Here is a 24,695-nt window from a genome sequence, read left to right as displayed (position 1 = left end):
GGCTCCCTTTCAGTTAATGTAAGGGGCCTGTTTTGTAGCAGCATGCGATTTTATTCCCACCCCTCCTTTACTTAAACATTGTAATACATTGTAAGGGCGTTTTTTCAAACAAAAATCGTTACAGCAGTCATAACGTTCTTATCTCCCTTGACACAAATCCATAACATTATTATACAATGTTAACAATCAGTTTGGTTGAGTTGTACCAATTTAAACTCCCGAGGTTATCCACATTATACATCTTTTGTGACTAACTTTTTTAGTATTATGTGCAAATTGATAATTAAGTTTGAAGACAAACAGTGTCCAGTCAAAGTATAAAGAATAATACCGAATCTTGCGCACCAAAAGCTACCTTATCTTGTAAGTTATATGGCGCTACTTCCACCACGATTCCTATTCCTATAAAAATACTTTATGACATCTCGAATCAAAGTGTGTAAAGTACATTGTTAAGGCGTTGTTTTAGAGTAATGGTGCCAGTTACCTGGTTAAATTTGAGACGTTAACTTTCAATATTTTGAAAGTAATCCGTAATGATTAAATCATATCTAATGGGTAGTATAGTACAAAATCAATTCATTAAGTTTCATGGAAAAATCAGACTTGATATGGATAACATCAAGGCTGTCATTGAAAAAAGAGATATGCTCATTGATGAGATACGGGCATATATAAAGAAAATGTGTGAAAATGACGAAATCGAGCTAGTAAAGTTTGAAACTTTCAACCAGGGAAGTTATTCAATGGGTACAGGAATTAAGCCACAAAATGAGGACGATGATTATGATATAGATTGTGGATTATTATTTGAGATAAGTATAGATGATTATTCTCCCATTCGTGTAAAGCAGTGGGTGTTTGATGCATTAAATAACAACGAATTTCGAACAGTAGAGTGGAAGAAAGCGTGTGTTCGTGTTCAGTATATTGAGGAAGGCTTGCCCAAATTTCATGTTGATTTTGCTTCGTACTCCAATACAAATGATGACGACAAAATTTTTCTTGCGAAAGGAACGCCAACATCCACAACGGACAACAAAAAATGGGAGGAGACTCAACCTAAAAAGTTAAGGGATTTAATAAATGATAAATTTGATGACGAGGAAGAATGTTCCCAATTCAAAAGAGTAATACGTTATGCAAAGAGATGGAAAGACAACCAATTTACAAGTGTTAATGGGAAGCCAACGGGAATTGCTTTAACGGCTTTAGCATACGAAGGTTTTAAACCTTATACCAAAGATCTGTTTACTTCAGAAGTAGATATTAATGATCTGAAGGCTACAAAAGATTTTGTAGGCTATATACTTAGCCACTATAATTGGCTGACAAATAGAATTAGCATTCAACTTCCTGTTCCGCCACATAATGATTTGTTTGAGAAAATGACAGATCAACAATGTAAAGAACTCAAACAAAAATTGGAAAAACTAAGGGACTGCCTTATTGAATCGGAACAAGAAACAGATCCTCACGAGGCCTGTAAGATTCTGAAAAAGCAATTTGGTGACGACTTTCCAGTTCCTGTTAAGGAAGAAACAGGACAAAATAGGAAGAAAGCAATAGCAGGGACTTCAGAATCGGCATGATGGATGTTGCAGCTTTTACAAAACTAGTCAAGTCTGCCGGAATATTAGACAATGTTGTCGAAGCAGAAACACCAGCTCTCTTAAAAGGTGGGCTGGTCTTTAGTGTATTGGGTGAGGTAAATATAAATAATAAACAGCTCAAGCTTTGTATAAGCGCCTCTAGTCGATTTCCTCTCCATGCTCCCGTAATTTATTTTATTAACCACAATGAATATGACCGCATACCTCATGTTCAAGGAGATGGATTAATTTGTTATGCGCAAGAAGATGCAATTGTATTAGATATTGACAATCCTATTGGTGTCATTAGAGAGTGTTTAAAAATGGCAATATCAACCGTAGCTGATGGCTTTGCCAAAAAGAATGAAGGCGATTTTTATAATGAATATGAAACCTATTGGCGTAGGTTAAAAGATGCTATTCCGATATTAACAGTCATTCCAATCGATGATCATATAAAAGTCATACATTATTTAAAAATTCCCAATAGGGATATAATGTTTGCCTGGAGTAGCGAAATTGATGGTGAAAAGATACTAAATCGGTTAATTACAAATCAAAATAAGCAGATTCGTCATTACTATGGCGTATTCATCCCCTTACAAAAGGGAGCCAAAATATATATTCCAAAAGATGATGAGGAACTTGATATAAACCATATTCGAGAAATCACATTAACCAATCTCTCTCCAGAGAATAAAAAACGACTGGAAATAATTCAGGCTACTGGGAAGATAGAGGACTTACTAATCTATTGTTTACCGCAACCCAATGACCATCATTCTTTATTTGGAGTGCGAGTCAAAAATATAGCTTTTGGTAAGCATCCTTTGTTTTCGTCAGGCAGAAAGTTTAGTCTTATTCCTTTAACTGTTCAAAGGATTGACAAAGAGCATATGCTCACGCGTGCCGGAACTGGTAGAAAGTATCTCGATAAAAGGATTTTGGTAATAGGGGGAGGATCTGTTGGGGGCTATCTGTGTGATGAATTAATAAAATCAGCAATTGTAAACGTTGATATTGTTGACGGAGACAGTTTAATACCAGATAATTGCTATCGCCATACTTGTGGTATTAAATATGTTTTGATGAACAAAGCCGAGGCTATTAAGAGTAAGTTAGAGACATTCTATCCTCACGCCAACATAAATGCTATAAATACCAACTTTGAGACGGCTTTTGAAGATGGCAAATTGAAGCTGAATAAATATGATACGATAATTGTTGCGACTGGCAATGCTACTTTAAATCAATACCTTAACAGGTTATTCAGAGTAGAAGCATCCAAGACACCGGTCATATATTGCTGGTTAGACCCTCTCGGCATTGGAGGACATTGTCTAATTACTAATATTACGCAATATGGCTGTTTCCAGTGTTTATATACCAATGAAGATTTACACAATATTGCCTCATTTACAAATAAAGAGCAGCCAAAAAGCTTCTCAAAATCAATAACAGGATGTGGTGCTGCTTACATCCCTTACGGATCGTTAGATGCAATTCAGACCGCAATAATTGTAGTTCGTAATCTCCTTCGGATCTTTGAAGGCGAGGTGGCACAGAATTGTGTGGAATCATGGAAAGGTAATGCTGATCTTTTCCTCTCAGAAGGGTACAAGTTGGCCTCTCGATATTTTCAAAGCATTGAAGAGCTAGAACGATCTAAACATTTATTTTATCAACCAAATTGTACCATTTGTGGTAGGCAAAGAACTGATTTACAAACTGAGTAATGACGGCAGGATTAAGTTGTCATCAAATGTTTTGATAACAATGGATGGATTCATACAGAGGGAAGAAACAACTCCGGAATCAGGTGGTGTGTTATTAGGCAGGTTTATTAAATATTCTAAGGATATTGTAATTGATAAAATATCTGTTCCAATGAAGGATGATATATGTACCAGGTATTCATTCAAAAGGTTATCGCTTGGCCACCAAAAAATGATTGATGAAGAATGGACTCAAAGTAAAGGAACCTGTAATTATCTTGGCGAATGGCACACACATCCTGAAGAATTTCCAATTCCTTCAAATGTTGATACTCGAAATTGGAAAAGGAAATTAAAATCCGATGTTTTTTCAGCCCGATTTCTCTATTTTATCATAGTAGGTATGACCGAGATAAAAATCTGGGAGGGTGATAGACGAACACTTGAAATTAAACAATTACTGAAAATAATATATGGAAATACCTAAAGGGATTCTCCTCGTTTTACATAATGGATTTGCTAAAATTACAGTAACCGAGGCATTAAGCGCACTTCCATCGACATTTCACAGTTTAGATAGGGAAATTGTTGAAGTCAGCTACTCTCACCTTATAGACCTCTCTAAGCTTTACGATACAGGGTATGAGCAGTTTGCGCTGGAGCACAGAAGAATTTTTGCAAACAAGATAGCTCCTCATTTAACCAACCATCCTGATTACAAAACCGTATATTTCGGGTTGGCTCCAATTCCGTTATGTATTGACTTTGGGCACTTGTTTCATAATCACAGAGATTTTCTAATATTCCATAAACACCATGTAACAAAGGAATGGTACATTGATCTTGGTGCAACTGATAATTTAAATCCGATAAACATCACGGGTATTCCTGATATAAATCAGAAAGGGATATCTAATGCACTAATAAGATTAGGTATCTCTCATCCAATAAACCCTGAGGATACGTTCGAAATATTGCCGAATGCGGCGGAAATTGATATTGCATTAGAAAATCCGGATGAAGATGCTATAACGACACCTAATAGTTTAGTTGAAGTCGGTATGGCTGTAAAAGAGGCTTTTGATCAGTTGTCTAACAATAGAAGTAATATTAATAGAATTCACCTTTTTGCTTCTATTGGTTGCGGGATGGCTTTCACAATTGGAACAAAAATATCTCCAAACATCCACTCATATATTCAAACCTATCAATATTCAAGAACTAGAGATCCCAAATACACAAAAGCTTTATTAATAAAATCCCAACTTAGAACTGAACGGAAGATAGGCGAAACGGAGAGAGAAATTATTGACCGCTTAAGGCTTATTAGTAATGAGGAGCTGGTCAATAAGATTCATAAGTACATGGATCATAATGAGAATATGTCTAGAAACCGAATATGGTATCAGGGGATCATACCAAGGCTTAAACCGGAGATTATGTCTGAAGATTTTTGGAAGGACTTACCTGCTTTATATGAAACCAGTCTTAAGAATGACAGTTTTGATTTGGAAACCAAAACTGTCGATGGCTTTTATTGGTCTAAGAATAAATGGGTTATTGATGATGGATTTTATCTGTCAATACATAATAGAATTGAAAGTGAAGGTGATATCCTTCAGGCAATTCGACTATTCTTATTTCATGAAGCTTTACATTATAAAAAACATAAATTAAATAGCTATACAGTCATCGAAATTGGTAGTTTCCCGAAGGTTCTGGAAACAGCAGATTACCAAGCGGACGTATATGCTATAATAAACGAGTATGGCTATTATGCTCAAATGATAAAGGAGGTCAATAATACAAAAGATTTTTTTCTTAATGCCATAAAAGTCGCTACAGAGACCATGTGGAGTTTCGATGACTGTGGTGTCGAACTCGAAGAGATTCAAATACGTAGGTTGAATCGATACATGATCTGGTACTGGCAATTCGCAAGAATTGAACAAGAAGGAAATGATCTGAATTCTATTATTAGTATTCTTGAAGAGAAGCCTGTAATAGAAATTAACGGATTAAGAACAAAGGAGGAAAATAATCGGTTTTTCTATCTATTAGAAAGACGAAAAGATAGCCCGTTAGAACTTGCTATTTTTCATAAAAATGAACTGTTAAGGAACGGTAGTGCTCTCAATATGCCCATCGAAAATCTAGTAAATGGAGTAAAATCGATGAACGGTGAAATGATTCTTGATGTAATGCGAAGCTTTGTTAGCCAGAAGTAACCTTGACCTCATTAATTTAAATGAAATCTTTCCTATGACGCCAAGGAACTGACAAGGTTCTATGTTACAAATTATTTTCAGGCAATTCTGTTTAGTCCAGAGAAGAAAAAAAATGATTTTGGAACAACTTAATTATGAGTTTTCTTTTTTGTCATCTACATAATTAGTTTTTTTAAGTAAATCATGAATGATTTTACGCTGATTTCTCTAGCAGTTTTCTTATTACATTTATCTTTATTTGTATGTATTGAGTAGTAGCAATTGACTCTGGTAAATCTCCAAACCATTTCAGAATGGTTTCAAGATTTTTACCTTGAATATCAAACTGTTCTAGTTTTGATATATCTTCTTTTTTAACAATTATAGGTAGTCTTGAATGAAAAAGATGATTTCGAAACTCTTTAGCATTATCTAACTTTTGATAGATATCTTTTCTCTTGATTTCCCGAGGGCGATTTTTAAAAATGCTAATAGGAATTCCTTTTGTCTCTTTATATAATCGGCGATTGAAAAATTCTACCCAAAATCCTAAGCCTGATTCAACTAATAGTCCGTTATCTTTTAATAAAAAATTTTTCGGCTTTCGGCGGAGAATAGAGCTTTTTTCCTCCTCGAATAGGGGGTCTGGTTTTGCAAGTTGCTTTGTAAACCAATCTTCTCCTAGGTTGATTTTCAATTTTTTATATAGTCTTTTTTTTAATGTAGTTTCTAGTAGATAAAAAAGAGGATAATAACTAGAGAATAGTTCGAGATTGGCTGACATAATTGCATCATCAAATTTATCAAGCTCGTTTTTTTTATCAGAACTCATCATAATTTCTTATCTTTGCATTGACACACACGACCTAGTTACTCCTCTTGCCATTAGGTAATGAAACTAGGTCTTTTTTATTAAATTGACTGGTCCAAAAGTGTGCCTTGTTTGATCAGCATAATAGTTACCTCTCATTGAGTTAGGATCACTAAGTGGCTTCATTATAACTTTAGTCATACCATAATGCATAACTTGACCTTCTGCAAATTCCGGTTTATATTCAGATAAATACTCCCATTTTAAATAGAACAAATCATCAGTCTTAATTTCGATTCCGGCCATTAATGACGAACCCGTTGTCTTTTCGCCATCCATAAAGAGAAAAATGTGTGTCCAGGTCTGTTTTATAGTTAAAACAGCCTCATATTCTTCCGCGCCTTTTAAAGATGATTTTGTAATCATTGTCCATTGACCATTCAAATTAGGTGTTTTAATACATGTTTTTTGAAAAATTTTCCATTTCCAAATCCATTTGTCAAAAACAAACACAATCCCACTAAATAGAGCTAACACTGATGGAGCAGGAAATCCTGAAGGTAAATATTTATGAATACCAAAAATGATTAAAAGACTAAGTATTCCTATGACACCTAATACAGTAATTCGCTCACTTTGGTTAATACTATATGTATGCATAATAAGCGAATGTAATAAAATGCACTAATAGTAAAAACTGTAAGTACTCGTTACTATGGCTACCCGAAATAATTAACCGAATTGTATGCAAAGGTTAGTCAATAGAAGGTACAGTACTTCAATTTTTGCAAGCACCTCAATAGAATATTCATTTTGTTTTATATAATAACTCCGGTAAATAATTTGAAAATTTATTCATTTTCAACCACTTGTCTTTACAGGACGTCCCACCTCTTTTCACACCTGCCCAACGCTTTACTTTGTACAGGTAAACCTATTTGTGAGTAAGTAAACAGTGATGTATGAGTGAGGTAAATAACAATGCACCGTTTCTGCTGATTCAGAAACCGCAGGAGCTAATCAAATTATTCGAAGGGTTGATTGACCGGAAGATCCGGGAAATTGGTACACTAACCCCAACACCATCGGTCAGCGCTGCTGGTGAATCCCCTTTCCTTTCCACCAAGGATGTTCAGAAGATTTTCAACGTCAGTCGGCAGACAATAAACGATTGGCGTAAGTCCGGTTTGCTGCCATCCATTAAGATTAAATCCCGCCGGTATTTTATCCGCGATCAGGTGCAGGCTCTGCAACAGAAATGGATGGCGCCCGGTAATCAGTAACCCAATTTTTAACCATGTAATTTTTACGCGTATGGCTACGTGTGCTTTGACTTGTGCAGATGCGAAGAAAATTGACCTGGTGGATTACCTGGCCAGCCTGGGCTACCACCCACAAAAGGTATCGCTTCCGGATTACTGGTATCTGTCACCATTCCGGGATGAAAAAACGGCTTCCTTTAAGGTTAATAGAAAGCTGAATGTGTATTACGATCATGGTACTGGCCTGGGTGGTGACCTGATAGATTTCGGCACCCGGTTTATAACTGTTCAGTATCAGAATTCCTGCACCGGTTAGCCGGACAAGTGAACCGGAATACCCTTTCTTTTCACCCGCCAACACCGGTCTCAAAAAATGGTTTGAAGCCCGCCGATCGTGATACATTTTTTGCTGGTGAAAAGAAAAGAAACCGGGACGGTAAAATACTCATTACTGACGACCGCCGGTTAGCTTCAAAATCCTTGTTAGAATACCTTAAAAAGAGATGCATCCCCCTGGAAATTGCGGAGCGTTTTTGCAGCGAAGTTGACTTCCAATTATATGGCAAAAAACATACGGTGATCGGCTTTAAAAATAATGCTGGTGGCTATGAATTACGCAGCGAAAATTTCAAGGGTAGCAGCTCTCCGAAGGAGGTAACTTTTATTGACAATCGAACAGACGATGTTGCCGTATTTGAAGGCTTTTTCAGCTTCCTTTCATTTTGCACCATCAATAAAAATCTAACAGCCACACTGACAAATTGCCTGATTTTAAACTCGCTCGCTTTTTTTGAAAAGAGCCGTCCATTAATGGAAAAACACAGGCAAGTTCATTTGATCCTGGACCGAGACACCGCTGGTGTAAAGCATACCCTTCAGGCTTTGGAATGGGATAAAGGGAGGTACTTCGACCGCAGCGACCATTATGAAAACCATAAGGATTTAAACGACTGGCTTATTCATAATAACCACAACCTAAGGCAAAGCCTTAGACCAGGAAGACTGCTTTGAGTTTTTAGTAGCAAGCTATGGTTTTGTCGGACCAAAACCTTTTCCCCTCATCCGCCTGCCGGCGGATTCTGGATCATTTGAGAGACAATCATTTTTAAAACTAAAGAGAAGAAGGATTATGAAGCAGATGGATCAAACGATCAAAAACAAGGGCGGACGCCCTAAAAAGCACCTTAAAAAGGATTGCAGGGTAAGCGTTAGATGCTCCTATATTCAGCGCAAGGCCATCCAGGCGAAAGCCAAATCGGTAAAATTTTCGGTATCGGAATACCTTTTAAAAATGGGCCTGACCGGTAATATTGACAGGCGTGAAAAGGTGTTGCCAAAGGAAGTTTTACAGTTAATTGGAACGCTGAATCACACTGCCGCCAACCTCAATCAGATCGCCAAAAAACGAAATGGTATTGAGCCGTTTACTGCTTTTGACCGGGCCAATTTACTCGCTCAATCTGCCGACTTAAAAACGCTTACTGAAACCATAAACAATTACCTGAAATGATCGGCAAAGTCATCACCGGAAATTCCTTTTACCACTGCTTTAAATACTGTCTGGAAGATAATAAAAACTTATCCGAAGAACGGAAGTTAGAGCTGTCTAAAAAGGATAATGTACAACACAAAGAGCGGGCCGAAGTGCTGTATTATAATAACTGTTTTGGCAACGTAAACGAGCTGACCAGCCAGTTCAGTGAAGTCAGCAAATTGAGCCGCCGGGTAGAAAAGCCTGTCTTTCATTTCACGCTTAGTTTGGCACATGGGGAAAATCTTTCCAAAAATCAACTGATAGAAATTGCCCAGGCTTGTACGGAGTCATTTAAGGTAGATCAAAACCAGTATGCCGTCATACTGCATAAAGATACGCATGCACAACACATCCATATTGTTGCCAACCGGGTGGGTTATGATGGCAAGGTAGCCAGCAATAGCAACAACTATCGCCAAATGGCTAACCTGTGCCGGCAGTTGGAAATAAAGCATCATTTAAAACAGGTGCTAAATCCGCGGCCATTCTTACCCAAAGAACAGCGATTGATTCCCCGGCAAAACGCCCGGATGGATCAATTAAAAACGAACATCCGCCAGGTGCTGCAGCAGGTAAAAACGATGGAACAGTTTGAGCAAAAAATGAACTCCCTGGGCTACCAGGTATTAAAGGGACGGGGTATTGCTTTTATCGACAATAAAAAGGTAAAGATCAAGGGCAGTGAAGTCGGTTATTCATTAATGACAATTGAGAGATTGCTCACTCAGAAACAAACAGAAAAACTGGTGCAGAAAACGCAGCAAGGTGAACCAATAGGGTTGCCAAAACAAAAGCAAACCGGGGCCTCGAATACTTCAGGGACGGCTGGTAAAAAAGTGGTTGAAAAAAAACCGGAAAAGCAGAACGATATACCGCTGCCCGGTATGCATAAAAATCAGCTACTCGATGCATTATTGAAGTCTGAGCAGGTAGATGCGCCTGGTCCATTTTTATACGAAAAAAAGAAAAAGAAGAAAAAACACAGGCACCGACTGTAAGGGAATTTTTAAATCAATAAACCATTATTTATGAATGAAGATAAACTTGAAATGTTGGAACTGGCGGTTAAAGAGCAAGCGGAAGAAATGACAAAGCTCAGCCAGCAAACACAGGATCTAATTTCAATTGTAACCAATTTAAGGGATACCGTAGGCACATTTTCTGAAAAACAGGCTACCCAAAAGATAACAGTGGAAGCTGATACCCGTCCGTTTCAGAAAATTGTAGAGAGCGCATTTTTGAAGATTAACTTTATGATCGAAAATGCCCTACAGAATAAGCGACCCAATAATCTACAGGTATTCTTTCAATCGGATGCCAATAAATGGGCGGTGATATTGGTTATCACTGTTATTTTCCTTACCTATTCATATTGGTTTAGCCTCCACTACCTGGGAAGGTAAAACTAACATATAAGACATCCAGGTAAAAGCCCCGGTGTGGAAACATCGGGGCTTCTGGTAATGGTACTGATTAGTAATTTTATTATAACAATTTCGACCAGACTAAATGATTTTATTGATTTATCCTTCCAAAATTTGGCTGTCGGCCAGACCGGTCACCTCTCTTATTACCTGCATGACAGCCGCTTTTGTAAGATTGTCACTGTTTTTTTGAATATACCGTGAAATGGTAAATTCGGTACAGTTCAACACATCCATCAACCGGCGGCGTATAGCTGGTTTATTAATTGCACTGAGTGCTTGCTGACTTAGTTTCATAGTTGGATAAGTATTTAATAGTTAGAATTATTCGGCAAATATGAAAAATAAGTTTTATGCCTTTTGCGCGTGTCCTTAATTGCCATCACTTTTTTACTATTTATGGATCGGTAACCATAATCGTAACAATAATAATATTGCTTCTTCTTATAGGGATGAAATAGTTCTGTGAAGTATTCAAATTGAAATCCCTTTTCAACCAGCTCCTTCCGTTCAATTATCAACATCTTATTCTTACGACCCGACAAAAGATCCTCCAGTATCCACCTGTTCTTGCGTAAAATTTTATTGATATTTCGTACAACGGGAATTGAATAATTGTGCAACCGGTTGTTAAAATTGTTCCGGCATGAATCATCACAGAATTTCTTATCTATACGCCCTTTAATTGGCTTGTTGCAAGCCACGCAGGTTTTAGTAATCATAATCAAATTTTATTTTTCAAAGCCGATTGGCAGCCTTAATGAGACATTCAACACTGCGATGTGTGTAAAATGCCTGCCATTTGCTCATGTTTTCGGGGTAGGTACCAGCGAAGCAAAGGGAAGCTTCCAACCAGTCATTTAACTCCCGGGCTATATAAATCATAGGAAACTGTTCAAAGAAACCAGTTATCACCTGTGTAGGATTGGAAATCTGATCCTGGCTAAGAAGTCTTGGCTTATCACTTTCGGTTAGATCGACTTTTACATTTGCTTTTTCCCTGTTCTGAGTATATATAATAAATAATGCTTCCACTAATACCTGCAATTGTTCCTGGAATAAAAGCAATTGTTTACGTTGCTCACCTGGCTCATAAATGGCTGTATCAGCTGAGAGTGCAATTAATAACCAGTCACGTATTTGGTCGCGAAGAAAGGAGAGAGAGTCGTTTTTGAATACTTCATTAATAACATACATAGGGGTTATATCCACATATTCAATAAGCATTTTAGGCTTATAGAGTTGTTCTGTGTCGGTTTCTGTGGCAAGAATTAATTTTTTTGAACCGGCGCCATAATTTATATCTTTTGCCTCATGTCTTGCGGTTTGGGTGCCTTGTTTTAACTTTCGTTTTTCCCTCTTATGCCGATGCTTGTGTATCTTTTTCTTGATTACATACGCCGCCTCAATAATACCCTCTATCTTTTCGTAAAAGTAAATATGATTGTTACGCTCAAGGGGTTCTATGGCAACGCTACGCTGACTGGAAAGGGCTTCTGTTAGCCATTCCCATAAGATATACCGGACCTCGTTTAAATGGTAACATTCAAAAAAGTCATCCAGTACGGGTAATGGATCTCGTTTTTGCTCTTTGGTTAAGCGAATTGGTTGGTTGTACCACTGAGGATGATTATTGTGGGCTTTGCCACAAAAGGATATCCCAGGGCGGGAATTGGTTAATGGCTCATTCATTTGAAAGAATTTAAGGTTAATGAAAATGATATATGAGCCTGAAAAGAAAGGAAGGTTCCTGGGGAGGATTAAAACGGGCCATAATACTAAATAATACAATAGGGTCGGAACCCGCCTGTCTTTTGTCACAGAGGCCCTGACAAGGCCTACCACCGTTAGGTGGCCGGACACAAAAAACATAAGCGAGCCCAACCCTATTGTAAATATAAGGGCTGGGCATTACACTTACGTTCTCGCATCCGTTGAAATTGTCAGGTTTCTGTTACGAGAAGCTCATAAGTTAATGCCAAATATGAATCTTTGACTTATATGGTAATGTCTTACTTCGTACAGTAAATATAGGGAAGTTTTTTGAATGCGGACAGCTGTCCGCATGTTTTAGGGGAAAAAATTTTCTTTTTGTCTAATGGAGAGGCTTAACGATAAAATTTGTATATATATAAATAAGAATTGGATCAAGGACATGACCAATAGAGCCTTTGCCATTGCTAATGACGTTGACGAAAAAACGGTGAGGAGAATTAAAGAAATAAAAGATGCAGATTATTCCATCTCTCTAGACACTCTTCAACGAATTTGTTCCGCCCAAGGTGTAAAATTATCAGAGTTCTTTAAAATGATTGGCGAATAGCTATGTGGATTATTCCCAGCCGTTAGCCCTTTTAACTGTTTCCAACTCCTTTATTTTTTTATCAGCAGCTGTTGCCAGGGTACGAAATCCTGCCTTTCGCGCTTTGTTTGATAAGCTGGTAATATCCTTAATTAGCTGGTTCAATTCCCCTTTATCATTATAATAATATAAACCTTTATTTTTACAGTCTTTAAGTTCTTCTTCCCAGGTACTTTTACTTTTTCCATTCAATGCATGGAACAGTTCTGCTACCGCTTCAAATTTGTTTGGTAGCGTATAATCGATCCTTTCTATATTCCCTTTATCTGCAAGAAGATCGAAAAGGATCAGAATTTGTTTCTTTGAAAGCACTCCGGCTTGCTTACCCTTCAGCTCGTTTGTTCCAGAAAGGACGGTACCATTATATTCAGTAAAGTAATGGCAAGTATTGTTGTAAACTTTTTGTTCCAGGCGGTTTTGAACGACAGTTATTTCCGGAACTACCAGTTTGCCAGAACCGTTAAATTGGTCAATTGCATTATGCAGGGCTTTTCCAAAATCGATCTCAGCATCGATTAAGAAATCCTGGAGTATGGTATAGTGCCGGATGATCAGCTCTTTATTTAGCTGTTCTACAAGCAATGGATAATACCGGTCACCTAGGGTAAAAATGTAATACAAAACAGCTGTAATCAAGGAGAAAGTGTACTTAATGGCGTGCAAGGTGCGGTAATGTGCAAGGTACGCCACTGGCAGAGAAAGCTGAGGATCAACCTGGCTTATAACTTTGAAGAGTTGGTAAAGCCTGTAGTGGCCTAATAATCGCTGGGAGATATTCTGGTTATACCACCCCGACCATTCGAGGAACCGGCACCCGAGCGAGCTGGTTATGCCATTCAATTTATCCTTCATCGTGTAATCACGGTCCGGTGATTTCACGGCATGCAACACACTTAAATTCATACTTCACGATTTTCTGTTTTAAAAGTAAGGAATAATTTGTCAGCCTAGGTAAAGTAACCCCTTCAATTTTTGTAGGGGTCAGTAATTTTTTAGGAATGTTGCATCTGACTTGAGAATTACACTGTTACAATTCGTTTTTACATATATTAGCATTCTATATTAGTGCAAATGGAAAATATTCACCAGCCCTATCAAAAGCTCCTTGATGATGCTATAGACTTGAAAATAATGGCAGTACAGGCGAGGCAATTGCGCTTAATCGGAAGATTATAACCCTGTCGCCCAATTGGTCCTCTCCGTATTATAATCTGGGTCTTATTTATAAATATCAATGTGATTGGCGAGAATCATTTCACTATAATCAAAAAGCAATAGAGACCGACGTAAACAATGACGCTGCATATTGGAATTTGGGAATTGCTGCAACTGCATTAAAAGATTGGAAAACAGCAAGGCAATCCTGGAATTTCTTTGGTCTGAAACTAGACGTTAATGATGATGAACTTAATATGAACTTAGGCAGCACCCCAGTTCGGCTAAATCCCAACTCTGAAGTGGTATGGGCCAGACGCATCGATCCCGCCAGAACATTAATCGAAAGTGTTCCATTGCCGGAAAGTAAGCGTCGGTTTAACGATCTTCTTCTAAATGACGGTGCTCCCGTTGGGTATAGGATTGCAAATGGTATAGAATATCCTGTTTTTAATGAACTTCAGGTTCTAACAGAGTCAAATTACAAAACCTTTTCAGTTGTTGCCGAAACTGAAAATCAGAATAAGATTGATCAATTAGGGCATTTGTGTGACAAAGAAGGAATTGGTTTTGAGGACTGGACGACAGTAAGAATTTTAGCAGGCAATGCAGCGAGGGTATACCTCAAGAACAACATGATCATGATAATAAAGTATCAGCAGATGCAATCCGAACGTTTGGGTTGGCAGCAATAGATAAAAATACCGTTGAAGAAATACTTAAAGAATGGAGTATTTCAACAGCCACTAGTTATTCAGATATTGTGCTGGAGTTGGAGTAAAGGGCCTGAACAATCTATAAAATAGTACTAAGTTTTAGTAAAAGCATTAAAATTTAATAATCTTGGTACCGACAGAAATACAATATCTATTAGATAACTACGAAGCAGAAGATATCAGCCTTTCGATTACAAAAGCCGATTATTCCGGTGAAGTTCCTGTTTTGGGTTTGACTGTATATAAACCAGGTAACGAACTAAAAAATTGGACACTTGAAGTTATTGGGCATAGAGCAAGTGAAATTTCGTTTTCACCTGACGTTGAAGATGATTTAATCCTAATAACGAATGACCATCCTTTATTATGGCAATTCGCTGACGTTCAAAGTGAACTATATTTTAATGGCTCAAGTAATGATATAAACAGAGTGGTTTCGGAATTAAATCAGATAGATTTTAAGTTGTTCGGTAAGTACCGAAAATCCAGTCAACAACTTTATACACTACTTCAAACCACCAATGGCTTGTTATGTAAAGGACCTGAAAAGTTACTGACTAAATATGAGAAATGTTTGAATAAATATGGCATTGAGACTTCAATAGTTGGCGGCTACATTCCTACTTATTGGGACGGGAAAAACACCTGTTCTGGTGAAACACTAAAATTGTTTTTAACTAGGGATTCTTATATCTTTGGGCAGGACTTTATTTTTACAAAGCGAGATCAATAAGGCTGCTAAGTAATAACCTAGGTTGAAATTTATCGTAACGTTTGTTTGGAATTTCTTGTGATTTTGTAACGACGAAATAATAATTAATTGTATTTTTCTTATTATCTAAAACGAGATGGCATCAGCATTTTGGACATTAGAAGATGGTCGATGCTTTGCTCGACCTTGGTCAGGAATGGCTTATATGTTAGAACTGATAACGGATGAATTAAAAGCAATAAAAGGTGCTGAAGAATTCTATAAGTATCTAGAAACGTTTGTTTATAATGAAGAAAAAGGGGATACATATAATGGATATGGTGGTTTTTTCCGAGGAGATGAAGATATAATGTTCAACTTTGATCTAAGAACCTTTGCGCCACAAAATCGCGAATTCTTCTGGGTGGCAGCACAAAAAGCTTTGACCAAATTGAAAACTGAAGGCGATGATTCAAATGAAGGAATTGTTTTGCTCTTAACCACTTTATTAGATATGCATAAGAGAATCAAGAAAGGCGAAGATCCAATGCTGTTGAATCATTTGGAAACAGTTGAACCCAAGCCGGTTGAAAAACTTGGACCAGGATGGTAATTGATAGGCGCAGAAACAATAAAAACGGTTTGTTTTGCAAATACCATTCTCTATATGAATATATTCAGTACAATTGAAAATAAAATCTTTGGAATAATAATCGTTTTGATTTAAATGAAGGGGCTTTTGAACTTTTGGCAGAAGATGGGATAAATGATTTTCTTGAAAGTGACGATTTTGTTTTTATGATGCATCAAGGGTATTTGTTTTGGTATTTTAAGGCAAACGGAGATCCTAATCCAATTGTGTACGGTTACTATGAGGGTAGATATGAACCAGACAACTTCGGACGATTTTCTGATTTTATAAGAGAATTTACGGGGTAAGGGATAGCAAATTTTGCTGACACCTCCTGGAAGGGCTTTTTTAAAATAGGGTAAAAAGGGAAGTTGAAAAAATGCTTAATATGATATATTTAGAGAATTATATTTGTCGTAAGCAATTTTATATCATACGAAATTAATTCAAAATGGACATTCATGCAGGGACTTGTAACATTTCTTAAAAGCTTTTTGACTATATTTCTTTTATTTATTGCAAGCTTTGTAGTTGGGCAAGAAGCCAAAAAAGGCAAGCTAAGCGTTTTAATACAAAGAAAATCAAACACACAAACAGCATTACCTTATTCAGATACTTTAAAAATTCAACTTGACGGCGGGTTTATAAATGATGTTTTAAAAATAAAAAGTGGTAACAACTATTTTACAACTGACACTTTAAGATCAGATAAGCTTTTGGGACATGCAGCAACACTGAAAATTCCAAAGGTAAAAGGCAGGCAAAGGCTAACGATTTATTTAAGCGAAGTTTATATAGGTAAGTTGACATTAAAGAAGGGATTTTCAGAAGCTCACATTAATTACTTTGACAACGAATTCGAGTGGACTTACATCGACTATCTTTTTTTCTATTTGTAGCCAGTTAGATTGCTGTAAATGTTTTATCTCAACTTGTATTAGCGGAACAATTAATTTAAAAAAATATCTACCTTCAAGTCACTCAAGAACTCCCAAAACTACCCAATTTTCAAGGGGGCGCCGGGTGAGCAGTGAAAAGCGATTAGTGTAAGAAGTTGATAATATGCGGGTTAAAAATAAAAAAGCAGTCCTGTCGGGACTACGATTATTCAAGCTCGCTGATGTACAGCGAGTTTTATTTTAACTACCACTTTCATATTTTATAGAAATCTATAATTCAATATTATAGAGATTTGATTCCTGTTAGCTCCATTTACGAATTATCCTGGGTGTTATCTTATTTTTGTTTTTTGCCGTTTAAGCCTAATAGCTGATTCACGGTCTCTAGAATGTGCACTAATATTTTCAATATTCTTACACTAAAAACAAGATTTCGTAAATTAGCAATTAACCCCAATACAAAATTTATTTTATAAACCCATATAAATGCCACTAGTTAAAAGCTTTTGGAAAAATTTAAATTTTTCCAACTATGAACAACCCAAGATTCATTGTCCGACATGCAAAAAAGGTTTTATAAACCCAATTAAAGATTCAGTCAAGTTTAAAGAAACTGCAGAAACAGTAGCCTTGAAAAAATCAGACGGTCCATGGTCTGAAATGGATTTAGATTTTAAATTCTCTTGCTTGTTAAAGTGCGATAACAACAATTGTGGAGAAGTTGTATCATGTGCAGGCACAGGCTTTTTTGATCAGGATGATCCAACCTTTGATGAGGAAACAGGACAATATTGGGCTTCCTATTTTAAATACTTTAAGCCCGAATATTTCTCCAAACCAATACATATAATTGAACTAAAAGATCTTTATCCTTCTGCGATCACTAAAAAGCTTGAAGATTCATTTAAAATCTTTTTTTGCGACTCTGAGTCCTGCGCAAATAAAATACGAATAGTTGTAGAGGTGTTGATGGATGCACTCAAAGTAAAAAAGACAGTGATCACAACGGGAAATAAAAGGAAAAATCTGACCCTGCATGCCAGAATTTTAAACTATGGGTCAAAAAATAAGGAGTTATCTGACTTATTATTAGCCATTAAATGGATTGGTAATAGCGGAAGCCATAATTCAAAGGTTACAAAAGATGATACATTAGATGCTTATAGAATTCTGGAGTATGTATTGGATAAATTATATGATAAAAATGCCACGCATCTTATGAAAATGGCCAAGATCATAAATAAGAAAAGAATACCCTTATCACAAATAGAATTATCTAAAAAGAAAAAAGGAGACTACTAGAGTAGCTGTTACTCGGGTAATTCACTAAATGCTATCAGTTAATGTTGCATTGGGTACGATAATTGTCCCGTTAGGACAAAAAATGGGTAGCGAAAATCGTGAGGTTCTTTAGCGTTCATATAATAACACCTCGCTCGATAGCAATATATTTTCGGAGATAATCATATAAATGGCGGCAGTGTTGATAGTCAGATTTTCTTAATTGTTCAAATACAGCAGGGTCAAGAAAGCCGTTATAGCGGGCAACTCTGGAATAATCAAAAAGAATGGAATAATATTCAAATGCTCTTTTCTTTATTGGTAATAATCTTGATGGATTATCAGGCCTGATATTATTAAATATTTCTTTGTGATTTTCGCCTAAGTTAACGTGATTATGTTCACCCAAAGCTTTTAATAAATGAATTGCACAATAGAATGTACAAGTAATTTTCCAATCAAAATATAAGTCAGGAAAATTACTAACCAATGAATCATGAAATGATTCATTGTGTCGTAGCTGGCTAACATATGGCGATGTTAGAGGGTTAGGCAAGTAATAATTCTTTTACAGGTATTTTTGATTCTAAATCTTTAGGGGCAAATTGAAAATATATTGGGTATAACTCCGCGAATTGCGTTTGATGATACGCTACTAAAATCTCTAAGAGAATCTCGCGGTTTTCAAAGTTATCTTCATTGAGAATGATAGTAAAATGTAAATCATTGCTTTTAGTTTCAGTTCTAAAAGCTTTATAGACTTTGTCTTTATGTCTTTCCAAATAGCTTTTAATGATCGCAGTAAAAATACCTGCAACATGAGAGTCCAATGTATTACGACCTTCCATCAGCGTATTCAAAGGATTATCAACGACCTTTTTAATAAGTCCTATAAGGTCAGTATCGATACCCAGCTTTACCATTTCTTGGCTAATGGCAATATCTTGCTTTAATTGGTCGGCACGATTATCCAAGGCTTGTAATAATAGGCTAATAACCGGATCAGATTTGCCTGAAGATAAATCGTCAGTCGATGGCGGTATTTTATTGTAATCGGACATCATTATTTTACTACACTAAGTAAACGGATTATAGCTATCAAAAGTTGTGCATAGGATGTTAAATGTGGAATGAACTGAATATGAGATAGTTACATTTTCTTGTGTGGAAGAATTGAAAAGCAAAATACACACTTTTTCAATATGATGTATAGTTATTTCTACATAATAGGTGTTTTAACGGTGCTATATAAAAGTATAATAATAGGTTTTATAATCACATTTCGCTAAAAGTGATTAAATCATGCAGGAACCGGTTAGATAATTGTCATGTCGGGACTACACAATAAATAAAAAGGCTTTAAGTCCAACGACTTAAAGCCTTTTTATTTATTGCCATGCTTCCTATAATTCCAGCTTTTTCTTAACCCGCATAGAATATTTATTTTATGCGGTTTTTTGTTTCTGGTTGACGATAAAGTTTGCGGTTTACCATGGCTGATTCTGGTTGAAAACGAACCTTCCGGACAATTTGGCAAATTTATCCTGCATTTTCAAGAAGAATAAAAGAATTCCAACTTGCAAGCTTACCTGAAAGCATATATTTTGCTCCCGGAATTATAAAACGCCAAAAACACCTTTATTTTGAAACGTATTGCACTAATTTGTTTGCTCGGGCTTTGCCTGCAGGTAACCGCCCAGAAAAACTATCAAAAAGGCCAGGTTGTTCTTACTAACAGAGATACCTTAAAAGGCTGGATCGACTACCGCAACTGGCACATTAACCCCACTTCAATCAGGTTCAAACAGGATTCTTTAGCCGACGGCGCCCGCCAGTTTACAACCAATGATATCAGCTTTTTTCAGGTAGCCGGCGACAAATACCTGAAAGCCTTTATAACAAAAGATATGCTGCCTGTTGATGTAAATAGCCTGGCAGCTGACTCCACAGAAATGCAACAAACAGAAACCGCTTTTTTAAGGGTGCTGGTAGAAGGGCCTGTACTGAATTTATACGAGGTGTACGACTTTAAACCACATTATTACATACAGGACAGCACTAAAAGTTATCACGAACTCACCAATAAAATTACCTTGGGCGTTGAACATCCCCTGGGAGATGAGCATAATCCTGTGGGCGATGAGCATATTAAGATGCATGTACATGATTATTACCACGGCGAGCTAATGGCTTATTTGCTCCTCCAACCAAAGTATGATAAAAAACTTGCCCGCCAGATACAAACTATAGGTTACACTGAAAAAGAGCTTGGAAAAGTGGTAGCTGCCCTGAATGGTGTAACCGGTCAAAACGTTCCCTATGTTTCTAACAACAGAAAAAAGGCCCTTTCATTTTATGCCGGCGCAGGAGCGATATATAGTACCCTGACGTTTAGTGGCGATAATGTATATTTAAAAGGAATGGATTTTGGTTGGAATACCGGTCCCGCTATCATGGCTGGGGTAGAACTTTTTTCGGATAGGAGCTTTAGGGAACTTTCATTCAGGTTAGAGGTCGCGTACAGTTCAATAAGTTACAAAGCAGACAATCTTCTTACACGAAACAGCGTTGGTTCCGATACAATCCATTACGAATTGAAACAGCGGAATATTACTCCTTCGCTTATTGTTTTATATCATATTATAAGAAGAGAAAAGTTCCGGTATTATATAGGCGCGCAGTTCGCATACAACCTTTCCAGTTACCCTACTAATGCATTAACAGCGACGCACTCATACACAACAATTGTATCTAAGAACGATAGTTATCTTTCATTTGATAAAAATTGGCCTATTGTTAATATTAAAACAGGGGCCATTATTAATCGCAGATGGGATGTCGGTATAACAGGTAGTCTATGGGGTCGCAATCTCAACACAAGTACAATGCATAATAATGTTAAGCAATATGCATTGTGGCTGGGTTATCACTTTTTATAAACAAATACAAATTGCTCAATAAAGCCCACGGAATGCAATCCGTGGGCTTTATTTGGTTCTTATAATTACCCCTATAGGGTTACCCTTGAATTTTGTAATCTTTCCCGAGTTTATCTTTATTAATGATCGTTAACTCAAGAAAATTGGTATCGTGGAAAAAAGGCAAATTCGTCTTTTTTATGGGCGAGGCTATAGCATGACATCACCAGGTCTATTCCTTCAACCGGCATTTCTAAATAATAAGCTTTATCAATCGGGTATTGAGGTTTTTTGTTCTTATTGATTTTAATAAAAAAGAAAGCGTGTCATTTGTCAGGTTCCAATAATCGGAACATCCTCTCGATCTCCAGATGTCGAAGTTTGGATAGATCTTCAAAATATCTTTTGCTTGCAGATCTTTCATATTAATAAAAGTTCCGTCAGGCAACTTTCCTATGAAATCTTTCGTGAGGCGAATCTTGCTTATGAAGTCATTATCATTATCCTTTTGAAATATAATGCCTGGATAACTTGTCGAGTAATATCCTTTTTGATTTTCAAACCGGACATCCTGGGTAAACCCGTCATTACATAAATCCATTTCTTCTACATTGACCCTTTTTAAGTCCTTATCAATCTTTTTGAGGTCAGTAATTGTAGTTCGACAAAGACAAAACCCGGAAACAGTTATTTTCTTTTCAAGTAAACTGTCAATGATCGATTCATTCTTCTGAGGCATTGCCACCAATGAATAAAACGCGCAGATTAATGTAAAACTGAATTTATATTTCATGAATACCTGGTTGCTTTTACTTGTATGCGACTTTTGCCTGTTCCAAAAGTTTAGGTAAGTCCGAAAAGTACTTTTTAAGCGTCTTAAAGACTAACTCATAGTTTCCGCCAACGCTTGAAGTTAATTTGCGTTCCAATGCAATCATTTTATTATTCTGTGCATCAGATGAACTCTCTGAAAAAATCACATGATTAAAACGCCCGCCGGCGATTTGTAAGTTTTTATACTTTACAATTACAACCTCCTTTTCATGGGCAGAAGCGTCTGGCTCTGGTATACCTTTCTTTATTTGCTTTAAACCTGCTGAAACCAAAACAGCTCTTATCGAGTTTGCCTGCTCGTCTGTCAATAATTGCTTTTTTTGATACGAAATATAGTTGTAGCCATCCGTTTGAGGGGAGTCAAAGGCAACCATAAACAGGGAGTCAATAAGAATTATCTCATAAGAATATCTATCCCCATAGGAAATACCATTGGTGTAATAATAGTCAATAATCAGTTTCGCATTTGGAAAAGCCTTGTAGTTGTTTTCAGTCAAAGGCTTGTATATAATGCTCTTAATATTAATGTCAACTGAGTCGGCGGTTTGCCCCAATGCTATTTTACTGAAAACAGAAAGGATTACTACGATGGTCAGGTGTTTCATCTAATTGCTTTTTTCTATGCTTCTTTTAAGGTCTTTAAGTCGTTGCCTTACGTTGCGTTGCAAATTCCTTTTTATCAACCTGGTGGCGAGGTTAAATGGAAATCTAAGTTGAAATGAATATAAGAATATTACTTCGGTCACACCTGTTTGTATTTCCTTAAAATTCCAGGAGCCTAAAAATGACCTAAACATAAAAGGCCCTTTCGTCATTTTAATGGCAGTTGCTTTTGGCCTGTTAAATGAAACATACTCTGTTACCATTCCAAGGCCGTTTTTGGCCACGCAATATGCTTTCACTCCTTTGCCGGCGGTTATAGCCCCTTCAATCAGGTCAGCCTTTTTTAAAAACGTGTCCCAAACAAGTCTTTGTGAATAGTCTTGCGTATAGTCAAACGCCAATTCGGGACTGCATTTGATTGCCGTTTTCTCCAAAAACTTAATGCTTCCCATTTTATTCACGCTCCTTTTATTGAATTATGTGGAAGAAAACTATTACCTGTTTTACAAATTAAGAATATCCTCTTCAATAAACCTCCTGTAAACAACGATTGATCTATGTAACTTGAATAGTAAAGAAAGATAAGGCATAACAACAAATAAAATGCTTATTACAGCTGGCATCACATCTCCTACTTTAATCGTATAACGAGCCAGAAGGATCATCAGCGTAGAAAAAATAATATAGAACAGGATTGTACCATCAGGCGGCTGAACTGTAATATGTATAGTAGTTATTCCTGACTGCTTATCTGCTTTAACCGACCCCTTCATGATTAGCAGATAATTAAGCCGGCCATGAGAAAGACCATATCTGCTATTAGATACTTCGAATTCATTGCCGGTTACCCTTCCTGTCATGATTCTGTAGTCAATCATTTTGGAAATGGTAATTCCCCACTCAGGGTAGGCCACTTTATCCTGTATTCGTTCTAACACCTGTTTAGGAGTTAGTTTTGTCTCATATTTTATCCGGAGAAAAGGAATAAATCTGGCCATACTATTTACAGGTTATTGTAATAATGAAGCGGGGAGCACATGCCAAATGATCGATACCATATCGCGGCTTTTGCCGATCGCTGCCTTTTGAACCACCCATTTAATGCTGATTCTTTCTGGAATTGGAATGAACTCCTCTTTCGATCTCAGCTGGTTGGCCAGCAGGTTGACGACAGTCTGGGCCCTTAGTTCACCCAACTTAACATTTGGCTCCTGACTGTCTGGGGGGCTGGAACACATGATCACCGCCTTGAACTTTTCACGCGGGTGGTCGGTGATGAACGTGACAATGCGTTGTGCAACCGGTTCTATTGCTTTTTTAGCGTCCTCTAATTTTTCGGCAGGTATACTAACACTATCTACCGGGAAAAAAGTGGCTGTTTCGAATGAAGAGAGTGTGGAAATGTCATACAGGTCGTTCAGCGTCTTCAAAACTGTCTCTGCACGATTAACGATTAGCTCTGAGCGCTCTGCGAATTGAAAGATCTCTTCTTTGGTACCATTTAATTCCAGTTGTTGTACAACTGCAAGTTGGGTGTCGATCTTTCTTTCTTCATTTCTGATGCTCCTGATGATCTCCTTACCAATGTCGGGATCCATTTCATATTTTTTCACTTTTTCAACGGTCAGACTAATAGCGCCCATGAATTCCTTTTTAACCAGCTCTAGTATCTCCTGTCTCGTTTTGGTTAAACTTTGTACAGCATGGGAGGGACAGCCTAAGATGCATGAGGCCATTAACATGCTCATCGCCATTAATCCCATTAAAATAAAGGTTCGGATCATAGGCTTAAATATAATATGTAAATATTAATCCTCAAAAGGCCTGCCTTGTTACCAGCTATCGTCGGTTATTGTTGAAAGATATAACATGCCATTGAAAATGATTACATTTGCACCCCGATGGCGAGGTAGCGTAATTGGAAAAGCGCCGCCTTTTCAGGGCGGAGTTATAAGTTCGAACCTTATCCTCGCCATTGGCTTTACGGAGGGGTAATTTAATTGGAAAAATAGCGGCCTGCTAGGTCGAAAATGGCGGTTCGAGTCCTGCCTCCCTTCTCA

General features: G+C 37.1%; 29 protein-coding genes and 2 tRNA genes. 19 read left to right on the top strand and 12 right to left on the bottom strand.

What is annotated here, in order from left to right; translation table 11 throughout:
- Window positions 1-554: 554 nt before the first annotated feature.
- Genes NIAKO_RS29575 through NIAKO_RS29560 form a run of 4 tightly spaced genes read left to right on the top strand, consistent with a single transcriptional unit; the run spans window position 555 to window position 5,535 of the window.
- Window positions 555-1,592 carry a cyclic GMP-AMP synthase DncV-like nucleotidyltransferase gene (locus NIAKO_RS29575; protein WP_014222143.1) on the top strand — a complete coding sequence of 346 codons (1,038 nt, stop codon included), beginning with the start codon at window positions 555-557 and terminating at the stop codon, window positions 1,590-1,592.
- Window positions 1,589-3,328: a ThiF family adenylyltransferase gene (locus tag NIAKO_RS29570; RefSeq protein WP_014222142.1), complete on the top strand. Its 1,740-nt coding sequence runs from the start codon at window positions 1,589-1,591 to the stop codon at window positions 3,326-3,328. Before NIAKO_RS29575 ends, NIAKO_RS29570 begins: the two co-directional genes overlap by 4 nt.
- Window positions 3,329-3,368: 40 nt before the next feature.
- Window positions 3,369-3,794: a Mov34/MPN/PAD-1 family protein gene (locus tag NIAKO_RS29565; protein ID WP_107685679.1), complete on the top strand. Its 426-nt coding sequence runs from the start codon at window positions 3,369-3,371 to the stop codon at window positions 3,792-3,794.
- Window positions 3,781-5,535 (top strand): SAVED domain-containing protein, encoded by a 1,755-nt coding sequence (locus NIAKO_RS29560; RefSeq protein ID WP_014222140.1) that lies wholly within the window; start codon window positions 3,781-3,783, stop codon window positions 5,533-5,535. Before NIAKO_RS29565 ends, NIAKO_RS29560 begins: the two co-directional genes overlap by 14 nt.
- A 193-nt stretch (window positions 5,536-5,728) precedes the next feature.
- On the opposite strand, the gene NIAKO_RS29555 is transcribed toward NIAKO_RS29560, so the two are convergent.
- The gene (locus NIAKO_RS29555) at window positions 5,729-6,349 is read right to left on the bottom strand and encodes a hypothetical protein (protein WP_014222139.1); all 621 of its coding nucleotides are present in this window, start codon (window positions 6,347-6,349) and stop codon (window positions 5,729-5,731) included.
- A gap of 63 nt (window positions 6,350-6,412) precedes the next feature.
- A complete protein-coding gene (locus NIAKO_RS29550) occupies window positions 6,413-6,985 on the bottom strand; it encodes a Cap15 family cyclic dinucleotide receptor domain-containing protein (protein WP_014222138.1) in 573 nt (190 codons plus the stop codon).
- A gap of 302 nt (window positions 6,986-7,287) precedes the next feature.
- Between NIAKO_RS29550 and NIAKO_RS29545 the strand changes: the two genes are divergently transcribed.
- From NIAKO_RS29545 to NIAKO_RS29525, 6 genes are all read left to right on the top strand, one after another.
- Window positions 7,288-7,608, top strand: a complete 321-nt coding sequence (locus NIAKO_RS29545; protein ID WP_014222137.1) for a helix-turn-helix domain-containing protein — start codon at window positions 7,288-7,290, stop codon at window positions 7,606-7,608.
- Window positions 7,609-7,639: 31 nt separating this feature from the next.
- Window positions 7,640-7,903 carry a CHC2 zinc finger domain-containing protein gene (locus NIAKO_RS39220; protein ID WP_049815637.1) on the top strand — a complete coding sequence of 88 codons (264 nt, stop codon included), beginning with the start codon at window positions 7,640-7,642 and terminating at the stop codon, window positions 7,901-7,903.
- Window positions 7,904-7,911: 8 nt separating this feature from the next.
- The gene (locus NIAKO_RS29540; protein WP_049815636.1) at window positions 7,912-8,598 is read left to right on the top strand and encodes a toprim domain-containing protein; all 687 of its coding nucleotides are present in this window, start codon (window positions 7,912-7,914) and stop codon (window positions 8,596-8,598) included.
- Window positions 8,599-8,716: 118 nt separating this feature from the next.
- The gene (locus tag NIAKO_RS29535; RefSeq protein ID WP_014222136.1) at window positions 8,717-9,097 is read left to right on the top strand and encodes a plasmid mobilization protein; all 381 of its coding nucleotides are present in this window, start codon (window positions 8,717-8,719) and stop codon (window positions 9,095-9,097) included.
- Window positions 9,094-10,119 (top strand): relaxase/mobilization nuclease domain-containing protein, encoded by a 1,026-nt coding sequence (locus NIAKO_RS29530; RefSeq protein ID WP_014222135.1) that lies wholly within the window; start codon window positions 9,094-9,096, stop codon window positions 10,117-10,119. The genes NIAKO_RS29535 and NIAKO_RS29530 overlap by 4 nt, the downstream gene beginning before the upstream one ends.
- A gap of 30 nt (window positions 10,120-10,149) precedes the next feature.
- Window positions 10,150-10,524 (top strand): hypothetical protein, encoded by a 375-nt coding sequence (locus NIAKO_RS29525; RefSeq protein WP_014222134.1) that lies wholly within the window; start codon window positions 10,150-10,152, stop codon window positions 10,522-10,524.
- 120 nt (window positions 10,525-10,644) lie between these two features.
- Here NIAKO_RS29525 and NIAKO_RS29520 read toward each other — a convergent pair whose 3' ends face one another.
- Together NIAKO_RS29520 and NIAKO_RS29510 are read right to left on the bottom strand one after the other, a co-directional pair.
- Entirely contained in the window at window positions 10,645-10,842 is a 198-nt protein-coding gene (locus NIAKO_RS29520; RefSeq protein ID WP_014222133.1) for a hypothetical protein, read from the bottom strand.
- A gap of 441 nt (window positions 10,843-11,283) precedes the next feature.
- Window positions 11,284-12,237: a hypothetical protein gene (locus NIAKO_RS29510; RefSeq protein ID WP_014222131.1), complete on the bottom strand. Its 954-nt coding sequence runs from the start codon at window positions 12,235-12,237 to the stop codon at window positions 11,284-11,286.
- Between the two features lie 406 nt (window positions 12,238-12,643).
- Between NIAKO_RS29510 and NIAKO_RS29505 the strand changes: the two genes are divergently transcribed.
- A complete protein-coding gene (locus tag NIAKO_RS29505; protein WP_014222130.1) occupies window positions 12,644-12,868 on the top strand; it encodes a helix-turn-helix domain-containing protein in 225 nt (74 codons plus the stop codon).
- Window positions 12,869-12,877: 9 nt separating this feature from the next.
- On the opposite strand, the gene NIAKO_RS29500 is transcribed toward NIAKO_RS29505, so the two are convergent.
- Complete coding sequence (locus NIAKO_RS29500; RefSeq protein WP_014222129.1) at window positions 12,878-13,810, bottom strand: hypothetical protein; 933 nt, start codon at window positions 13,808-13,810, stop codon at window positions 12,878-12,880.
- A gap of 410 nt (window positions 13,811-14,220) precedes the next feature.
- Between NIAKO_RS29500 and NIAKO_RS29495 the strand changes: the two genes are divergently transcribed.
- From NIAKO_RS29495 to NIAKO_RS29470, 5 genes are all read left to right on the top strand, one after another.
- On the top strand, window positions 14,221-14,757 hold the full coding sequence (locus NIAKO_RS29495) for a hypothetical protein (RefSeq protein ID WP_041347458.1): 537 nt from the start codon (window positions 14,221-14,223) through the stop codon (window positions 14,755-14,757).
- Window positions 14,758-14,905: 148 nt separating this feature from the next.
- Entirely contained in the window at window positions 14,906-15,511 is a 606-nt protein-coding gene (locus tag NIAKO_RS29490; RefSeq protein WP_014222128.1) for a hypothetical protein, read from the top strand.
- A gap of 115 nt (window positions 15,512-15,626) precedes the next feature.
- Entirely contained in the window at window positions 15,627-16,082 is a 456-nt protein-coding gene (locus NIAKO_RS29485) for a hypothetical protein (protein WP_014222127.1), read from the top strand.
- A 479-nt stretch (window positions 16,083-16,561) separates the two neighbouring features.
- On the top strand, window positions 16,562-16,999 hold the full coding sequence (locus tag NIAKO_RS29475) for a hypothetical protein (protein WP_014222126.1): 438 nt from the start codon (window positions 16,562-16,564) through the stop codon (window positions 16,997-16,999).
- Between the two features lie 486 nt (window positions 17,000-17,485).
- Window positions 17,486-18,301, top strand: a complete 816-nt coding sequence (locus NIAKO_RS29470; protein WP_014222125.1) for a DUF4145 domain-containing protein — start codon at window positions 17,486-17,488, stop codon at window positions 18,299-18,301.
- A gap of 115 nt (window positions 18,302-18,416) precedes the next feature.
- On the opposite strand, the gene NIAKO_RS38790 is transcribed toward NIAKO_RS29470, so the two are convergent.
- Both NIAKO_RS38790 and NIAKO_RS29465 read right to left on the bottom strand, forming a co-directional pair.
- Window positions 18,417-18,836 carry a hypothetical protein gene (locus NIAKO_RS38790; protein ID WP_014222124.1) on the bottom strand — a complete coding sequence of 140 codons (420 nt, stop codon included), beginning with the start codon at window positions 18,834-18,836 and terminating at the stop codon, window positions 18,417-18,419.
- On the bottom strand, window positions 18,829-19,344 hold the full coding sequence (locus NIAKO_RS29465) for a hypothetical protein (protein WP_041347455.1): 516 nt from the start codon (window positions 19,342-19,344) through the stop codon (window positions 18,829-18,831). Before NIAKO_RS29465 ends, NIAKO_RS38790 begins: the two co-directional genes overlap by 8 nt.
- Window positions 19,345-19,923: 579 nt before the next feature.
- Between NIAKO_RS29465 and NIAKO_RS29460 the strand changes: the two genes are divergently transcribed.
- Window positions 19,924-21,219: a porin family protein gene (locus NIAKO_RS29460; protein ID WP_014222122.1), complete on the top strand. Its 1,296-nt coding sequence runs from the start codon at window positions 19,924-19,926 to the stop codon at window positions 21,217-21,219.
- Window positions 21,220-21,451: 232 nt separating this feature from the next.
- On the opposite strand, the gene NIAKO_RS29455 is transcribed toward NIAKO_RS29460, so the two are convergent.
- Genes NIAKO_RS29455 through NIAKO_RS29435 form a run of 5 tightly spaced genes read right to left on the bottom strand, consistent with a single transcriptional unit; the run spans window position 21,452 to window position 24,419 of the window.
- Window positions 21,452-21,991, bottom strand: a complete 540-nt coding sequence (locus NIAKO_RS29455; RefSeq protein WP_014222121.1) for a hypothetical protein — start codon at window positions 21,989-21,991, stop codon at window positions 21,452-21,454.
- A 16-nt stretch (window positions 21,992-22,007) separates the two neighbouring features.
- A complete protein-coding gene (locus NIAKO_RS29450; protein ID WP_014222120.1) occupies window positions 22,008-22,637 on the bottom strand; it encodes a hypothetical protein in 630 nt (209 codons plus the stop codon).
- On the bottom strand, window positions 22,638-23,087 hold the full coding sequence (locus tag NIAKO_RS29445; protein WP_014222119.1) for a type II toxin-antitoxin system RatA family toxin: 450 nt from the start codon (window positions 23,085-23,087) through the stop codon (window positions 22,638-22,640).
- A gap of 51 nt (window positions 23,088-23,138) precedes the next feature.
- Window positions 23,139-23,633: a hypothetical protein gene (locus NIAKO_RS29440; RefSeq protein WP_014222118.1), complete on the bottom strand. Its 495-nt coding sequence runs from the start codon at window positions 23,631-23,633 to the stop codon at window positions 23,139-23,141.
- 12 nt (window positions 23,634-23,645) lie between these two features.
- A complete protein-coding gene (locus tag NIAKO_RS29435) occupies window positions 23,646-24,419 on the bottom strand; it encodes a hypothetical protein (protein ID WP_014222117.1) in 774 nt (257 codons plus the stop codon).
- A gap of 119 nt (window positions 24,420-24,538) precedes the next feature.
- Here NIAKO_RS29435 and NIAKO_RS29430 point away from each other — a divergent pair.
- Both NIAKO_RS29430 and NIAKO_RS29425 read left to right on the top strand, forming a co-directional pair.
- Window positions 24,539-24,610 (top strand) — tRNA-Glu (locus NIAKO_RS29430).
- 10 nt (window positions 24,611-24,620) lie between these two features.
- A tRNA-Ser gene (locus tag NIAKO_RS29425) sits at window positions 24,621-24,693 on the top strand.
- Window positions 24,694-24,695: the final 2 nt, after the last annotated feature.

Source organism: Niastella koreensis GR20-10 (assembly GCF_000246855.1).
In the GTDB taxonomy this organism is placed as follows: Bacteria; Bacteroidota; Bacteroidia; order Chitinophagales; family Chitinophagaceae; genus Niastella; species Niastella koreensis.
This window is presented reverse-complemented; position numbering and strand designations above follow the sequence as displayed.

What these genes read in the sequence shown, in the direction of transcription:
- NIAKO_RS29465 (WP_041347455.1), bottom strand. Translation starts at nt 19,344, where the DNA reads ATGATGTCCGATTACAATAAAATACCGCCATCGACTGACGATTTATCT.
- NIAKO_RS29530 (WP_014222135.1), top strand. Translation starts at nt 9,094, where the DNA reads ATGATCGGCAAAGTCATCACCGGAAATTCCTTTTACCACTGCTTTAAA.
- NIAKO_RS29435 (WP_014222117.1), bottom strand. Translation starts at nt 24,419, where the DNA reads ATGATCCGAACCTTTATTTTAATGGGATTAATGGCGATGAGCATGTTA.
- NIAKO_RS29500 (WP_014222129.1), bottom strand. Translation starts at nt 13,810, where the DNA reads ATGAATTTAAGTGTGTTGCATGCCGTGAAATCACCGGACCGTGATTAC.
- NIAKO_RS29570 (WP_014222142.1), top strand. Translation starts at nt 1,589, where the DNA reads ATGATGGATGTTGCAGCTTTTACAAAACTAGTCAAGTCTGCCGGAATA.
- NIAKO_RS29485 (WP_014222127.1), top strand. Translation starts at nt 15,627, where the DNA reads ATGGCATCAGCATTTTGGACATTAGAAGATGGTCGATGCTTTGCTCGA.
- NIAKO_RS29525 (WP_014222134.1), top strand. Translation starts at nt 10,150, where the DNA reads ATGAATGAAGATAAACTTGAAATGTTGGAACTGGCGGTTAAAGAGCAA.
- NIAKO_RS29520 (WP_014222133.1), bottom strand. Translation starts at nt 10,842, where the DNA reads ATGAAACTAAGTCAGCAAGCACTCAGTGCAATTAATAAACCAGCTATA.
- NIAKO_RS29555 (WP_014222139.1), bottom strand. Translation starts at nt 6,349, where the DNA reads ATGATGAGTTCTGATAAAAAAAACGAGCTTGATAAATTTGATGATGCA.
- NIAKO_RS29470 (WP_014222125.1), top strand. Translation starts at nt 17,486, where the DNA reads ATGCCACTAGTTAAAAGCTTTTGGAAAAATTTAAATTTTTCCAACTAT.
- NIAKO_RS29445 (WP_014222119.1), bottom strand. Translation starts at nt 23,087, where the DNA reads ATGGGAAGCATTAAGTTTTTGGAGAAAACGGCAATCAAATGCAGTCCC.
- NIAKO_RS29560 (WP_014222140.1), top strand. Translation starts at nt 3,781, where the DNA reads ATGGAAATACCTAAAGGGATTCTCCTCGTTTTACATAATGGATTTGCT.
- NIAKO_RS29510 (WP_014222131.1), bottom strand. Translation starts at nt 12,237, where the DNA reads ATGAATGAGCCATTAACCAATTCCCGCCCTGGGATATCCTTTTGTGGC.
- NIAKO_RS29475 (WP_014222126.1), top strand. Translation starts at nt 16,562, where the DNA reads ATGCAGGGACTTGTAACATTTCTTAAAAGCTTTTTGACTATATTTCTT.
- NIAKO_RS29545 (WP_014222137.1), top strand. Translation starts at nt 7,288, where the DNA reads ATGAGTGAGGTAAATAACAATGCACCGTTTCTGCTGATTCAGAAACCG.
- NIAKO_RS29450 (WP_014222120.1), bottom strand. Translation starts at nt 22,637, where the DNA reads ATGAAACACCTGACCATCGTAGTAATCCTTTCTGTTTTCAGTAAAATA.
- NIAKO_RS29575 (WP_014222143.1), top strand. Translation starts at nt 555, where the DNA reads ATGGGTAGTATAGTACAAAATCAATTCATTAAGTTTCATGGAAAAATC.
- NIAKO_RS39220 (WP_049815637.1), top strand. Translation starts at nt 7,640, where the DNA reads ATGGCTACGTGTGCTTTGACTTGTGCAGATGCGAAGAAAATTGACCTG.
- NIAKO_RS29565 (WP_107685679.1), top strand. Translation starts at nt 3,369, where the DNA reads ATGGATGGATTCATACAGAGGGAAGAAACAACTCCGGAATCAGGTGGT.
- NIAKO_RS29440 (WP_014222118.1), bottom strand. Translation starts at nt 23,633, where the DNA reads ATGGCCAGATTTATTCCTTTTCTCCGGATAAAATATGAGACAAAACTA.
- NIAKO_RS29455 (WP_014222121.1), bottom strand. Translation starts at nt 21,991, where the DNA reads ATGAAATATAAATTCAGTTTTACATTAATCTGCGCGTTTTATTCATTG.
- NIAKO_RS29535 (WP_014222136.1), top strand. Translation starts at nt 8,717, where the DNA reads ATGAAGCAGATGGATCAAACGATCAAAAACAAGGGCGGACGCCCTAAA.
- NIAKO_RS29505 (WP_014222130.1), top strand. Translation starts at nt 12,644, where the DNA reads ATGGAGAGGCTTAACGATAAAATTTGTATATATATAAATAAGAATTGG.
- NIAKO_RS29550 (WP_014222138.1), bottom strand. Translation starts at nt 6,985, where the DNA reads ATGCATACATATAGTATTAACCAAAGTGAGCGAATTACTGTATTAGGT.